This window comes from Aurantibacillus circumpalustris (genome assembly GCF_029625215.1).
In the GTDB taxonomy this organism is placed as follows: Bacteria; Bacteroidota; Bacteroidia; order B-17B0; family Aurantibacillaceae; genus Aurantibacillus; species Aurantibacillus circumpalustris.
On sequence record NZ_CP121197.1, the window covers coordinates 1,749,217 to 1,761,454 of the forward strand.

At 32.7% G+C, this 12,238-nt stretch carries 11 protein-coding genes; 4 read left to right on the top strand and 7 right to left on the bottom strand.

Translation table 11 applies throughout. The features are described 5' to 3' along the window. The first annotated feature begins 121 nt into the window (after nucleotides 1-121). On the top strand, nucleotides 122-814 hold the full coding sequence (locus P2086_RS07395) for a Crp/Fnr family transcriptional regulator (protein WP_317899810.1): 693 nt from the start codon (nucleotides 122-124) through the stop codon (nucleotides 812-814). A gap of 12 nt (nucleotides 815-826) precedes the next feature. On the opposite strand, the gene P2086_RS07400 is transcribed toward P2086_RS07395, so the two are convergent. Continuing rightward, nucleotides 827-1,873 carry a mechanosensitive ion channel family protein gene (locus P2086_RS07400; RefSeq protein WP_317899811.1) on the bottom strand — a complete coding sequence of 349 codons (1,047 nt, stop codon included), beginning with the start codon at nucleotides 1,871-1,873 and terminating at the stop codon, nucleotides 827-829. A 537-nt stretch (nucleotides 1,874-2,410) separates the two neighbouring features. Here P2086_RS07400 and P2086_RS07405 point away from each other — a divergent pair. The 3 genes from P2086_RS07405 to P2086_RS07415 all read left to right on the top strand — a co-directional run bounded on the left by P2086_RS07405 (nucleotide 2,411) and on the right by P2086_RS07415 (nucleotide 5,848). Continuing rightward, nucleotides 2,411-3,952, top strand: a complete 1,542-nt coding sequence (locus P2086_RS07405; RefSeq protein WP_317899812.1) for a SulP family inorganic anion transporter — start codon at nucleotides 2,411-2,413, stop codon at nucleotides 3,950-3,952. A 607-nt stretch (nucleotides 3,953-4,559) separates the two neighbouring features. Next, entirely contained in the window at nucleotides 4,560-5,081 is a 522-nt protein-coding gene (locus P2086_RS07410; protein WP_317899813.1) for a hypothetical protein, read from the top strand. A gap of 170 nt (nucleotides 5,082-5,251) precedes the next feature. Next, nucleotides 5,252-5,848, top strand: a complete 597-nt coding sequence (locus P2086_RS07415; protein ID WP_317899814.1) for a hypothetical protein — start codon at nucleotides 5,252-5,254, stop codon at nucleotides 5,846-5,848. A 198-nt stretch (nucleotides 5,849-6,046) separates the two neighbouring features. On the opposite strand, the gene P2086_RS07420 is transcribed toward P2086_RS07415, so the two are convergent. From P2086_RS07420 to P2086_RS07445, 6 genes are all read right to left on the bottom strand, one after another. Further along, nucleotides 6,047-6,898 carry a mechanosensitive ion channel family protein gene (locus P2086_RS07420; protein WP_317899815.1) on the bottom strand — a complete coding sequence of 284 codons (852 nt, stop codon included), beginning with the start codon at nucleotides 6,896-6,898 and terminating at the stop codon, nucleotides 6,047-6,049. A 65-nt stretch (nucleotides 6,899-6,963) separates the two neighbouring features. Further along, nucleotides 6,964-8,817 carry a mechanosensitive ion channel family protein gene (locus tag P2086_RS07425; protein WP_317899816.1) on the bottom strand — a complete coding sequence of 618 codons (1,854 nt, stop codon included), beginning with the start codon at nucleotides 8,815-8,817 and terminating at the stop codon, nucleotides 6,964-6,966. A gap of 5 nt (nucleotides 8,818-8,822) precedes the next feature. Continuing rightward, nucleotides 8,823-9,605: a transporter gene (locus tag P2086_RS07430; protein ID WP_317899817.1), complete on the bottom strand. Its 783-nt coding sequence runs from the start codon at nucleotides 9,603-9,605 to the stop codon at nucleotides 8,823-8,825. Between the two features lie 152 nt (nucleotides 9,606-9,757). Then, nucleotides 9,758-10,282 carry a universal stress protein gene (locus P2086_RS07435; RefSeq protein ID WP_396127461.1) on the bottom strand — a complete coding sequence of 175 codons (525 nt, stop codon included), beginning with the start codon at nucleotides 10,280-10,282 and terminating at the stop codon, nucleotides 9,758-9,760. Between the two features lie 214 nt (nucleotides 10,283-10,496). After that, entirely contained in the window at nucleotides 10,497-10,850 is a 354-nt protein-coding gene (locus P2086_RS07440; protein ID WP_317899819.1) for a hypothetical protein, read from the bottom strand. A 1-nt stretch (nucleotide 10,851) separates the two neighbouring features. Next, nucleotides 10,852-11,760, bottom strand: coding sequence for a prohibitin family protein (locus P2086_RS07445; RefSeq protein ID WP_317899820.1), 909 nt, complete (start codon nucleotides 11,758-11,760; stop codon nucleotides 10,852-10,854). Between the last annotated feature and the right edge of the window lie 478 nt (nucleotides 11,761-12,238).

Below are 12,238 nucleotides of genomic sequence, written 5' to 3' on the forward strand. Positions count from 1 at the left end.
AAACAGTTTTAAAAATCCCAAAAAACGCCCGTATCAATGTGAAATATTTAATTTAAGAAATTTAATGGAATAATTGACATTTGTCAATTGGATTAATTTTGTACATTTATTCCAATTGCTTATGGAATTTAATATTGATAAATATAAATTAAAATCGCAATCGTTTTTTGATATGCTTGGCCCCAACGAGGTTCAGTATACAAAAGATAACATAATACGTAAAGAATATAAAAAAGGTCAGGTCTTGTTTAAGGAAGATGGATTTTCAAAAGGTATCTACATCGTAAAAAAGGGAAAAGTTAAAATTCATAATACCGGTGGTGAGGGTAAAGAGAGTATTATTTATATTTATAAGAAATCTGATTTCTTTGGATATCGGCCTTTAGTTGCTAATGAACCTAATCCTGTTACTGCTACTGCAATGGATAATGTTGTAGTTTCTTTTATTCCGAAGGAAGTTTTTGAAAGTCTATTAAATACCTCAAATTTATTCGCAAAAAAACTTTTGATAAATGTTACCAGTGAGTTTAGTGTTTGGATTAATAAAATAACTCTTTTTTCTCAATACGCCGTAAAAGGAAGAGTAGCATTGAGTTTACTCATTCTGAGTAAAGTTTATGAAGGAGATAAGCCAGCTAATTTTATTACAATAAATATTGGCAGAGATGATTTGGCTGCTTATGTTGGTACCGCTAAAGAAACATTAGTACGTATGCTGCGCGTTTTTAAAGATGAAGGGGTAATAACCTCAAGTGGCACCAAAATCACAGTTGTTAAGCCAGAAGTTTTAGAAAACTATCTGAACTATTTTTAAAACCTCAAATATTTATTTATTATTCTCTCCACTTTTATTATTTTTCATAATAACTGTTCTGATTGGAAAAGGTATTTCAATGTTATTTTTAATGTAACTTTTATGGAGTGCTTTAATAAACTCGTGTTTAATTAAAAATTGATTTCCAAATTCTTGAGCTCGTAAAATAACCGCGAAATTAATACTTGAGTCAGAAAAAGTATGATAACGTGTGAAGGGCGTAAACTCTTTAGCGCCACCTTCAACTGTTTGCAATATTCTAGTGGCTGTTTCAAGAGTAATTTTCTCTACAATATCAAGATCACTGTCATAGCTGACACCTACTTCAACAGCAAACGACATTTCAAGCTCTGGAAAAAAATAATTCGTAACTATTGAAGTTGAAATTTTTGTATTTGGAATAATAATAAGATTGTTTTGAATGGCTTTAATGATTGTGTTACGCCAGGTAATATCCACAACATGACCTTCTTCACCAGAGCTTAGTTTTATGTAATCACCGGTACGAATTTTTTTTGAAGCAATAATTTGAATTCCGGCAAAAAGATTTGATAAAGTTTCTTGTAAAGCAAGTGCAACAGCCAAGCCTCCTACACCTAAGGCAGTCAGTATTGGAGCAATGGATACTCCAAATACCTGCAGAATAAGCATAGCGCCTATCAAAAGAATCACAATTCTAATAATATTGAGTATAATGCTATTTGAAGGTGCTCTTCCAGAAGTGTCTTCTGCAGTTACTTTGATAAGGTTTACAAATAAGCGAATTGCAAATACAGCCAAAGATAAGATGAGAACTGAAGCAGTTATTTTATGGGTAATTATTCTTAGTTCAGTTTGAACGACATGCGCTTGGACACCAATCGAAAATCCAAGAATTAAAAACCATAATACAACAAGGCCTCCAAGCGAATTAAATATAACATCATCAAACTTCCACGTAGTTTTTTTAGCGAATAATTTTATGCGCTTTAAAACAAATTTCTCCAAAAGAAAGCCAATAGTAAGGCCTACAAAGGAATAAAGTCCAATGTTAATGTAAAGATAAATAGTGTCTGACATAAAAAGTTAATTATTAATTTAGTTTTTTGTAATACTAGCTTGATTCTATTTTTTCTTTTTCCTTGTCTTAGTATAAGTAAGTCCTACAAACATAAAAAATAACATTAATAAAATCATTAGAATAGATACAATATCTGCTACACCAAAATGTTTCATGCTAAAAAAGCTCAAAATTTAGTTGGCCGAAATTAACAAAGATGTGAGTGTCAAGCCATTGATAATTATCAATAGTATTTTTAATTTAAGAACTTTGGATTTATACAATCAAGCTCGTTTCTCCAATTAGAATACTGTCAAAATGCAAGCATAACCCTTGATGTAACTCATTTATTTGGCAGATGTTTGTTTAAAATCGCTTCGCAAAAGATACGCATAGGAAATAATTAATACTAAATTTGCGCTGTAGTAAGAAGCTAAAGAGCTCTATGTTTAAGCATTTAGAAGTACTTAGAAATAGTGAAGATTAAACTAGAACCAAGCTTGCTACTAATTTAAACAATATACATTTGAGCTTTCATCCATCAAAACAAAAAACAAGTGAAAAAATATTTAAATCTATTCGACGTTAAACAAAGAGTCGATTACAAAAATGAAGTTTTATCTGGCCTTACAGTGGCTTTAGCATTAGTTCCTGAAGCAATAGCATTTGCTTTAATTGCGGGACTTTCCCCTCTTACTGGATTGTATGCAGCTTTCACGATGGGACTTATAACCTCAATTTTTGGAGGAAGACCAGGAATGATCTCAGGAGCGACTGGAGCTGTTGCAGTTGTCATTGTGTCGCTTGCCAAATCACATGGAGTAGAATACATTTTTGCAACCGTAATTTTAGCTGGGATAATACAAATGCTCGCAGGTTTTTTGAGATTAGGAAAATTCATTCGTCTTGTTCCCCATCCTGCTATGTTTGGTTTTGTGAATGGTTTAGCAATTGTAATTTTTTTGGCACAATTGGATCAATTTAAAATGCCGAATGTTGATGGTGCCTTGCAGTGGATGACTGGTGATACTTTACTCGTGATGCTTGGTTTAGTGGGTTTAACAATGCTTATAATTTGGGGACTACCAAAATTAACGAAAATTGTTCCTTCCGCATTAACCGCTATTATTGTTGTTTCGGCCATTGCAATTGGATTTGGTATTAATACCAAAACAGTTGGAGACATTGCTTCGGTGAGCGGCGGATTCCCTCCCTTTCATATTCCAGATATTCCATTCACTGGTGAAACACTTAAAATTATTTTTCCTTATGCATTAATAGTAGCAGGCGTAGGACTCATTGAAAGTCTATTGACTTTAAACTTAATAGATGAGATTACAGGTACTAAAGGAAGAGGAAATAAAGAAGCCGCAGCGCAGGGTGCAGCTAATATTATTACAGGATTGTTTTCAGGTATGGGTGGTTGTGCTATGATTGGACAAAGTTTAATTAATATTTCTTCAGGTGCACGAGCACGATTATCCGGTATTTTTGCTTCAGTGATGTTGTTATTGTTTATAATGTTCGGCGCTTCAATTATAGAGCGCTTGCCAATGGCTGCATTAACCGGTGTTATGATTATGGTGGCAATAGGAACCTTTGAATGGGCGAGCTTAAGAACATTTAATAAAATGCCGAAGTCAGACGTTTTGGTAATGGTATTGGTTACACTTGTTACAGTATTCTTGCACAATTTGGCTTTGGCAGTTTTAGTTGGTGTTGTTATTTCAGCATTAGTGTTTGCGTGGGAAAATGCAAAACGAATCAGGGCTAGAAAATTTGTTGATGAGAATGGGATTAAGCACTACGAAATTTTCGGGCCTTTATTTTTTGGTTCCGTTTCGGCCTTTAACGAAAAGTTTGATGTTTCAAGTGATCCCAATGAGGTTGTAATTGATTTTGCAGAAAGTAGAATAGTAGATATGTCCGGGATAGAAGCTTTAAATAAACTAACAGAAAGATATTTAAATGTCGGAAAAAAATTGCATCTCAAACATTTAAGTGCTGATTGCAAAGTACTTCTAGCAAATGCGGATAAAATCGTAGACGTTAATATTCTGGAAGATCCGACCTATATAGTTGCTGTGGATAAAATTTAGAAACGGATTATTAAAATTGATATAAATCAATTCTGTTGAAAATAATGTGAATTTAAATGTTAATGATTCTTAGAAGCGTTAAAAAAGACAAAGCTTTTTTTTATCCGCCTATTTATTTTTAATTTTAAAGTGGAGCAATGCTAAATTCTTTAAAAATAATCTTGGTCATAAGTTTTTTTATGCTTCTCGGAAGTGAGAAGATATCCACTAAACTAAATAATAAAATTACAAAGATTACGAGCTTCAAATTAAGTACGGGAGATTTATCGCAGAGCGATTTCATTTCTAATGATTTTTCAATCACCAAAGTAAAAATTAAGCGAAAGTGTAAGGCTACCGAAATTTTAAAAATACAATTTGCTTTTCAAGTTATAAATCAAGTAAAATATCTTAAAGACAGTTTTCTTAAAAGTGCTTTTGAATATACTACACACTACAAGTATTTCTTCCGATCCAAAAGAGGACCACCTATTTTAATAGGTTAATGTGTCAATTTTACCTCGTAAAACTTTGTTCTAATTAATTAGAATTATAAGTTTCATTCGAACGATTATTCACCCTATTTCTAGTTTTTCGTGAACTAAAGATTAGAATTAAAAAAATTAATATGCGATCAATTAAAAATTATCTTTTCAAAGGCACTTTCTTTTTTGCTCTTACACTTTTACTCCTCAGTTTTAAGGACGAAAAAGACTCTCTGCATGGGAGAGCTTTTAATACCAGTATGTCTGAAACAAAGAACGGTATTGTAAAAAGAAAGGTTATTGCAGATCATATTTATTTTAAGAACGGAAAATTAAAAAGTGATTTTCTTCGTAAAAAATTTGGATTTAAATGGATTCGATACAGGATAAATAAAGACTCTATGTATGTTGATTCTACAGGTGTTGACGTACGATTACTTGTTGTTGAAGCTTCGGCTACAGATGAAACAAATCAAACAGTAATGATGAATTTTACCACCCTTGAGTGGGATATTGATGGGGAAATTAAAATTACGAAAAACGATCGATTACGTCATAAATATGCTTTGGCAGGTCGCGAAAAATTAGGAAAACCGAAAAAAATTAAGAAAAGAAAATCAGAGGAAGATGAAAGCGATCCTCTTTTTAAAATCGTAATGCCTTAATATCCCAGAGTAATAATTCTAAAAATTTCTTAAAAGAATGATTCTAATTTTTTATTTTCGTTTTTATTTTGTATATTCAAGTAACAATAAAATATTACAGTAAAGACTGTAAGGCGTAGTTACCCTTTAAATATTTGGCGCCTCATTTTCTAATTTAAACATTTATTTATATGAAAAAATTAATCTCACTTATTCTTATGTTTGCTATGTACTCTGGTTTTGCACAAAGAGGAAAAGCAAAAATGCTTCCAGTCCTGGAAAAAGGTTATTACATTAATACAAGAAACGATACGGTTTGGGGAAAAGTCCAAACAAACCCTGAAGACCCAACGGATTTATATAAACAATTTGGTTTCAAAAACAACCGCAGTAAAAAACCTAAAATGCTTAATGCGCAAAGAGCTAAAGCTTATGGAGTAGGAGATAAGGACTATGTTAGTGTAGAGTTAAACGGAAAAAAAATATTTCTTCAAAGGTTAGTTACAGGAAGATTAAATTTTTACCAATACGAATACAATGGGAAAATTGAAGGCTATGCAGCAATAGAATCGGATTTCTACATTAAAGACACAGGTGCCGATCCTTCTGAGGCTGATTTAAAAGAACTCAAAAAAATATCAGGACTGTTTTACAAACGTGGTTTAAAACCATACTTTAAGGATCAACCAATGATATGGTCAGACCTAGACAAATATAATTTTGATGAAGTAAGCGTTATCGCTGCGGTGAAAGAGTTTAATAAGTTTTATTCAAAAACGGGTAACTAAATTTTGTTCAACTAAGGGTTCTTAATTTTCAAACTAGTTTTTGGTTTTAAAGTCATGATCACAAAGACCTTTCAAAATCTTTACTTATTCGTGAAGACTTTGTAAGGTCTTTTGTTTTATAGATTAAATTTATCGGAATATTCTTTTATCAATCACACATTAATGGATAGTATCATACTTTTTAAGTGTAATTAAACTTTAATCTTCCTTAGTTTGTTTCGCATCGCCAACCGTATTTAAATGTACTGTTCTTTGAGGGAAAGGAATGATAATACCATTTTTCTGAAACTCATCAAAAATTTGAATGCGAATTTCACTTTTAATTCCTTCTACTCGAAATACTTTTTCTGTCCAAAAAAATAATTGAAATTTTATTGCTGAATCACCAAAATCAACCAAACGCACAAAGGGTTCTGGATCTTTTAATATTTCTGATTTAGAGGCTGCTACATTTTTAATTATTTTCATAACTAAATGAATGTCCGATCCATAATCAACGCCAAGGTCAATTTCAAAACGTGAGGTGATACCAGAATGTGTCCAGTTAATTAATTTATTATTTGTGAGCGTGGAGTTAGGAAGTATGATATATTTTTGATCTCGGGTCTCAACCGTGGTTGTTCTGAGATTAATCACTTTTACCCGCGAAATCATTCCTTCCAACTCTATGATATCACCAACCTTAACGGTTGCATCGACAAGAATAATAAAACCGGCTACTAAATCTCCAAATAAATGTTGAATTCCCAAACCCAATCCAACAAGCAGAGCGGCAGAACTGGCGAGTATAACACTCACATTGATACCGATAACCTGAAGGACAATAATGGAGTAGAAAACTAAAAAGAAATATTTTGCGATCTGAAAAAACGCGAATTTTCTTCCTGAGTCAATCTTTAAGAATGTGAAAATACTTTTTTTTGCAACTCTAAGTACGAACCAGGTTAGAACACTTAATAGCAGAATTATAACAAATTTTTTTATGAAAAAATCATTGTGTTGCAGTGTATGAACAAATTTATCGAACATGGTACTTATTTTTTGATTCACGAGCTTAAGTTTTAAAAATATTCTTAATTAATTATTTATTTAGGCAATTGATTTTTCAAATGTGGCTATTGTGCATCTTTTGTAACATTCACATTAAATGGCGGTGCCTTATAGTCTTTAGAAAGGTAGTCGCTTGGTATGGTTGTCGAATTCCCATCTCTAGCAGCTCTGTAATGCGGAGAAAGAATTTCGATGCCTGATTCATTAAAACAATCTTGGATGTTTTGATGCAAAATAGAATAAATCTCAGCTTGCCTATTTGCATCTTTTGTGTATGCATTTATTTGATAGGAAACATAAAAATCATCTAGGCTCGTTTGTAAAACAAATGATTTTGGTTCTTTTAAAATAAATTCAATTCGTGATGCTGCTTCCACTAAAGCAGCATGCACCTTTTTCCATGGTACATCGTATCCAATTGTAACGGTAGAGTGAATAATTAAGCCGGTATCGCTTGCGTTACTGGAGTAATTTGTTGTGTGGTTCGACAGCACAGCAGAATTGGGTACTGTAATTTCTTCATTTTTAATTGTACGAATACGCGTTACTAGCATGTTTTTTTCGAGAACGTCACCAACGACTTCTCCAATTTTTACGCGATCGCCAATTTTAAAAGGACGCATATAAGTTATCACTAAACCCGCTATCATATTCGTGATTGCAGAAGAGGATCCAAGTGAAAAAAGAATTCCGAGAAAAACGGAAACACCTTGAAATGCAGCTGAATCAGAACCTGGTAGATATGGAAATATAACAACAACCATAAAGGAGTACAAAACAAACCTCAGAATATTAAAAGTAGACATGGCCCAATCACTATGAAAACCGTTAAGCTTAATATTTCCTTTTTCAATTTCACTGAAGAAATAGTGAATCGCTTTTAAGACATACTTAGTTATGTAATAGATTACAAGAATTGTAAATAGATTAGGGAGGAAATGCCACACACCTAATAAAACATTTTTTGCTGGTGAGAGAATCCAATTGAGTAGTGTGTCGGTAAATGATTTGGTCTCTGGAAATACGCTAAAGATAAGAGGTAGCGAAAGATACATTAATAATATAATTACGAGTAAACGTACCGCGTTATTAATCTTCAGGGCAAATTGCCTGTGTTTCTGAGGACTAAATATTTTGAATTTCTTAAAGCTTACTCCATTTAAAAAATGCTCTTGGTTTTGAATTAAGTAATTTTTAGATTTTTTAAATAAGCGATTAATTAGAAAGATTAGAAACCAAAGGCAAGCAATGATTATGAGTATTTGAACAATTCGTTTTAACCAGTTAAATAACCCATTTTCACTTTTATATTTGCTAATACTATATTTAATTTGATCAAGATATTTTTCAGAAAGATCGGAAATGGGGGCATTGAACCATAATCCATCAATGTCTGTAATAGACATGATGATATTGTCGTTTTTGTATACGATGTCCACCGACGACTCATTGGCATTTAGTTCTAAGGAGTCTAAGTTTAAAAAGTCATCATCATAAAGTTTACGAAGTCTCTCCGAGATTGCTTCAGCACGCGCTTTTGCATTAAACGAACCGGTTTTAGTATATATGTTTAAAATAGTGTCATTAAAAAGTACTACAGGAAAACTTTTTGAGAATTTTTTTAAGGTTTCAATTTTTTCAAGTTGCGCAACTTTTTTTAGTGAATCTTTCACAGTTAAGGCCTCAAGCTTTTTTTCCAGCTTTGCTTTTTCATAGGCGGAAGCGTTCGCCATGGTAGCTTGTAATTGAACTCTAACCATTGAATCAATTTTATGTTGCTCCTTCTGAGCAAGAATTAATTGTTGAATAACCGAAGCACTATCTTGTTGTGCTTGTTCTTGAGTTTTGTTTTTTTGTGCAACGCCATTAAAAAACAAGCCAATTACAAAAGCGAGTAAAATAAGTAAACTTTTTTTCATGGTATTTAGTTTTGAATCGGTGTTTTAATTTTGTTTAAATTCAATCTCCACGAGATTCCTCCGCTGATAAAATAATCTGCTACACTGTTTTTGCCGTACCCTGTAGAAACATCAAATTGAAAATTGTTGTTGAGCAACCAAGCGAATCCACAATCGAAACGCGTTTCAAATGTTTTATCACGGTACTGGCCGTAATTTTCTACAAAAGAACTTAGTTTTTTATAAACTGGGAAAGAAAAGTTAATGACATACCTCCCTGTAGGAATGGCGTTGTTGCCTCCGTATAAAAGTATCCAATTAGTGGTTAAGGTAGTGCTTTTTGGAAGCCGCCAATTGGCTACAAATACAATGATAGGCGCTACATATCTAGTACCATAAGTTTTAGAAATATCGGGCATTCTTAAGCGCATCTGAAAACATGTTGCAGGTCTAATTCCTTTTTGATTTGATAGATGAACCCTGAATCCTACAAGTAAATTACTTAAACCACTAGTTGATACCAGAGTGTCGTTAACCGAATTTTTGTCGCTTTTATAATCAAGCATTGCACTTAGTTCAATTAGTTCTGAAATACCAAACCTCACCACATGACTAGTAACATACGTATGACTAGTTTGTTCAATATTATTATTATCGTATTCTATACCTTGTTGAAATTGTAAGATGTTTTTCCCAACCGTGAATGGACCAATAGCCTGTCCAGGACGTGCAGTGCGTATGGTTTCATTATATTGCGCATTTAAATGACTGATAATTAGTATAAAAAAGAGTGTAAGGTGTTTTCTCATTTATAGGATTTAATTTTTCAATTTATTTGCCAAAAATGTGAATTCAAAGTCGCCAAAGGTCAGTATGAATATATGTAATATTAGCGCAACCTTATCAAAGGCGCGAAAATATATTTGTTGGTTTTAGAAGGGGACTTCTTTTGCACTAATAACTAGAATTCAAATTTTAAAGTATCTGGAACGCTTAGTACTGGTATTTTAGAGTGATTGACAAATTGTTGAGCATAAGTGCCATTAATTATTTGCGCGAGTGAAAAGTCGTGTTTTGTCATAATAGCTAATAAATCTGCTTTTTGTTCTTTTGCATGATCTAAAATGGCTTTGGTAAAGTTTGAATTACTTAAGAAAACGGATTCATATTCAATACCCTCATTTTTTAAAAATGCTATTACCTGACTGACATATTGTTTTACCTTCTCCTTTTCGGTTTTATTATTTCCACTCGTATATCCTGTAACAATTATTTTTGAAGAAAATGTTTTTGCAATTTTAGCAACCAGATTTACTTTATTTCTCGAATTAAGTTCGGCTCTTATTGGCACTATGATTGTTTTGTAACTTTTTTTGGTGGACCGTTTTTGAACAGTCAAAACAGGGCACGATGCGTGGTTAACAACTCTAAATGCAGTACTTCCAACAAAAAACTCTGTCACGCCTGAAGTACCATGCGTTCCCATAATAATTAAGCTAGCTTTAATTTTTTTGGAATCGCAGACCAATTAGCCTAAGGTTTTTTGTTTGACTTTTGTCAAGTGTTCTCGCGTAACCCTTAAATAGGGCAATGCGCAGGGAACGAAAAATTTTTATTTTTTTATTTTTAAGTATTTACAACTTTTTAACTTGCACGGTAACTAAGAAAAATTCTGTACAAATAAGTTGAATTAATCCGACTTATTTCTTCAACGGATGCCCAAGATAAATCATAATTAGTGGCATTAAAAGAAACGGAATTTCTACAAGTGCGGTTTTAATATTTCCTTCTTTTAGTGCAAAAGCCATAATCATAAGTATGATAGTTGCGTTTATAACATTTGCAATAAAAAATGTTTGTGGAAAAACAACCAATACAGCCACTATTAACGAAAGAATAGCAATAAGCAAAATCATGTTATGCCCAATGCCAATATCAGACATCATTTTTGCTTCTTCAGGTTTTAAATTATTTGTAATACCAGACCAACCGTGTTTTAAACTAAAAAAAACGGTAATTAAAATTAGAACAGCACTAATAATTTTTATGATCATTTTATTTGTCATTTAAAATAAAAGAGGTTCCGCTACTTCCATTTCCCATTATAATAACTTTTGTATTTGGTGATGTGGCAATTTCTTTATTGGCTTTAATCATTTCGTACTGTAATTGTTGTTTACTTAAACCGGTATTGATAATTTTTTGATAGTCGGCTATACCTTGCGCTTCCACACGTTTACGTTCTGCTTCCTGTTTTTCTTTTTGTAAAACAAACTGCATTTTTTGTGCGTCTTGCTCCGCATTAATTTTTGATTCAATCGCAATTTTTACAGATTGTGGTAATGTAATATTTCTCACCAGTAACTGCTCTAAAACTAAACCCCTGTCTTTAAAATCTTTTTCAATGCCTTTAAAAATTCTGCCTTGAAATTCATCTCTGCGGGTAGAGTAGAGTGCAACCGCATCATAATAAACAGCGTTATCACGTATTTTTGTTCTGGTAATTGGTCGCACAATAATGTTTTTATAGTCAGATCCTATTTCTTTTAAGATACGTGGTGCTTGATTTGGAAGCACACGGTATAAAACTGTGAGATCAATAATTACTTCCAAACCATCTGCCGATAAAACACGAATGGCATCGTCGCCTCCTTGTTCACCTTCAGTGTGTACGCCCGACATGGTATAGTTTTGTGTCTTAATATCAAACATGGTTACGCGTACCAATGGATTGATAAAATTTAGCCCACTTTCTAAAATACGATTGTCCACCTTGCCAAATAATGTCTGCACGCCGGTATGCCCGGCTTCTATTTGTTTTACCATGGCGGTTGAAGCTCCAACTAGAATAATAACAACGCCAAAAATGTTCGCAAGTGAATAATAACGGTTTAACTGATAATTCGTTCTTACTACAAAATAAGAAACTAGTAAAATAATAATTCCTAAAACGATCAATAACATCTGAATCCTCCTTTAATTTATGTGAATACTTTTTTAAACCGCAATTGGACAGCAGAAGCCTTTGAAAAAGATGAACTGTTGTCTTAGTGCGGGTAATCCCTCCCGATAGCAATCGGGATAGTTATTGTTAGTGTTTCTGTTCAGTGACGTTACCTGTGAAATACTTACAATAACTTATATCGTAGACGGGTAATTTTTTCAACCGTCTATTCAGGGGTAAATGTACATTACTCTTTAGTTCTTTCCCTTTTTTTTTGGAACATAATTACAAATCTTGCAAAAAATCAATTATTGAATCTGCCTTAAGTAGTGATATAAAAAGGGCATTCGCTTTTTTGTTAAAAAACTAACGTTTTCGTCGTTTTTGGGTGCGATTTACGTTTTTTTGATCAATATCCACTTAAATTCACGCCTTTTTATGGGAAATTAGAAAGCAAATATTTATGTGTATTTTATCGAAATTATACGTAAAAAAAGA

Coding starts and splice junctions, on each gene's coding strand:
- P2086_RS07395 (WP_317899810.1), top strand. CDS start 122: ATGGAATTTAATATTGATAAATATAAATTAAAATCGCAATCGTTTTTT.
- P2086_RS07400 (WP_317899811.1), bottom strand. CDS start 1,873: ATGTCAGACACTATTTATCTTTACATTAACATTGGACTTTATTCCTTT.
- P2086_RS07410 (WP_317899813.1), top strand. CDS start 4,560: ATGCGATCAATTAAAAATTATCTTTTCAAAGGCACTTTCTTTTTTGCT.
- P2086_RS07415 (WP_317899814.1), top strand. CDS start 5,252: ATGAAAAAATTAATCTCACTTATTCTTATGTTTGCTATGTACTCTGGT.
- P2086_RS07425 (WP_317899816.1), bottom strand. CDS start 8,817: ATGAAAAAAAGTTTACTTATTTTACTCGCTTTTGTAATTGGCTTGTTT.
- P2086_RS07430 (WP_317899817.1), bottom strand. CDS start 9,605: ATGAGAAAACACCTTACACTCTTTTTTATACTAATTATCAGTCATTTA.
- P2086_RS07435 (WP_396127461.1), bottom strand. CDS start 10,282: ATGGGAACGCATGGTACTTCAGGCGTGACAGAGTTTTTTGTTGGAAGT.
- P2086_RS07440 (WP_317899819.1), bottom strand. CDS start 10,850: ATGATCATAAAAATTATTAGTGCTGTTCTAATTTTAATTACCGTTTTT.
- P2086_RS07445 (WP_317899820.1), bottom strand. CDS start 11,760: ATGTTATTGATCGTTTTAGGAATTATTATTTTACTAGTTTCTTATTTT.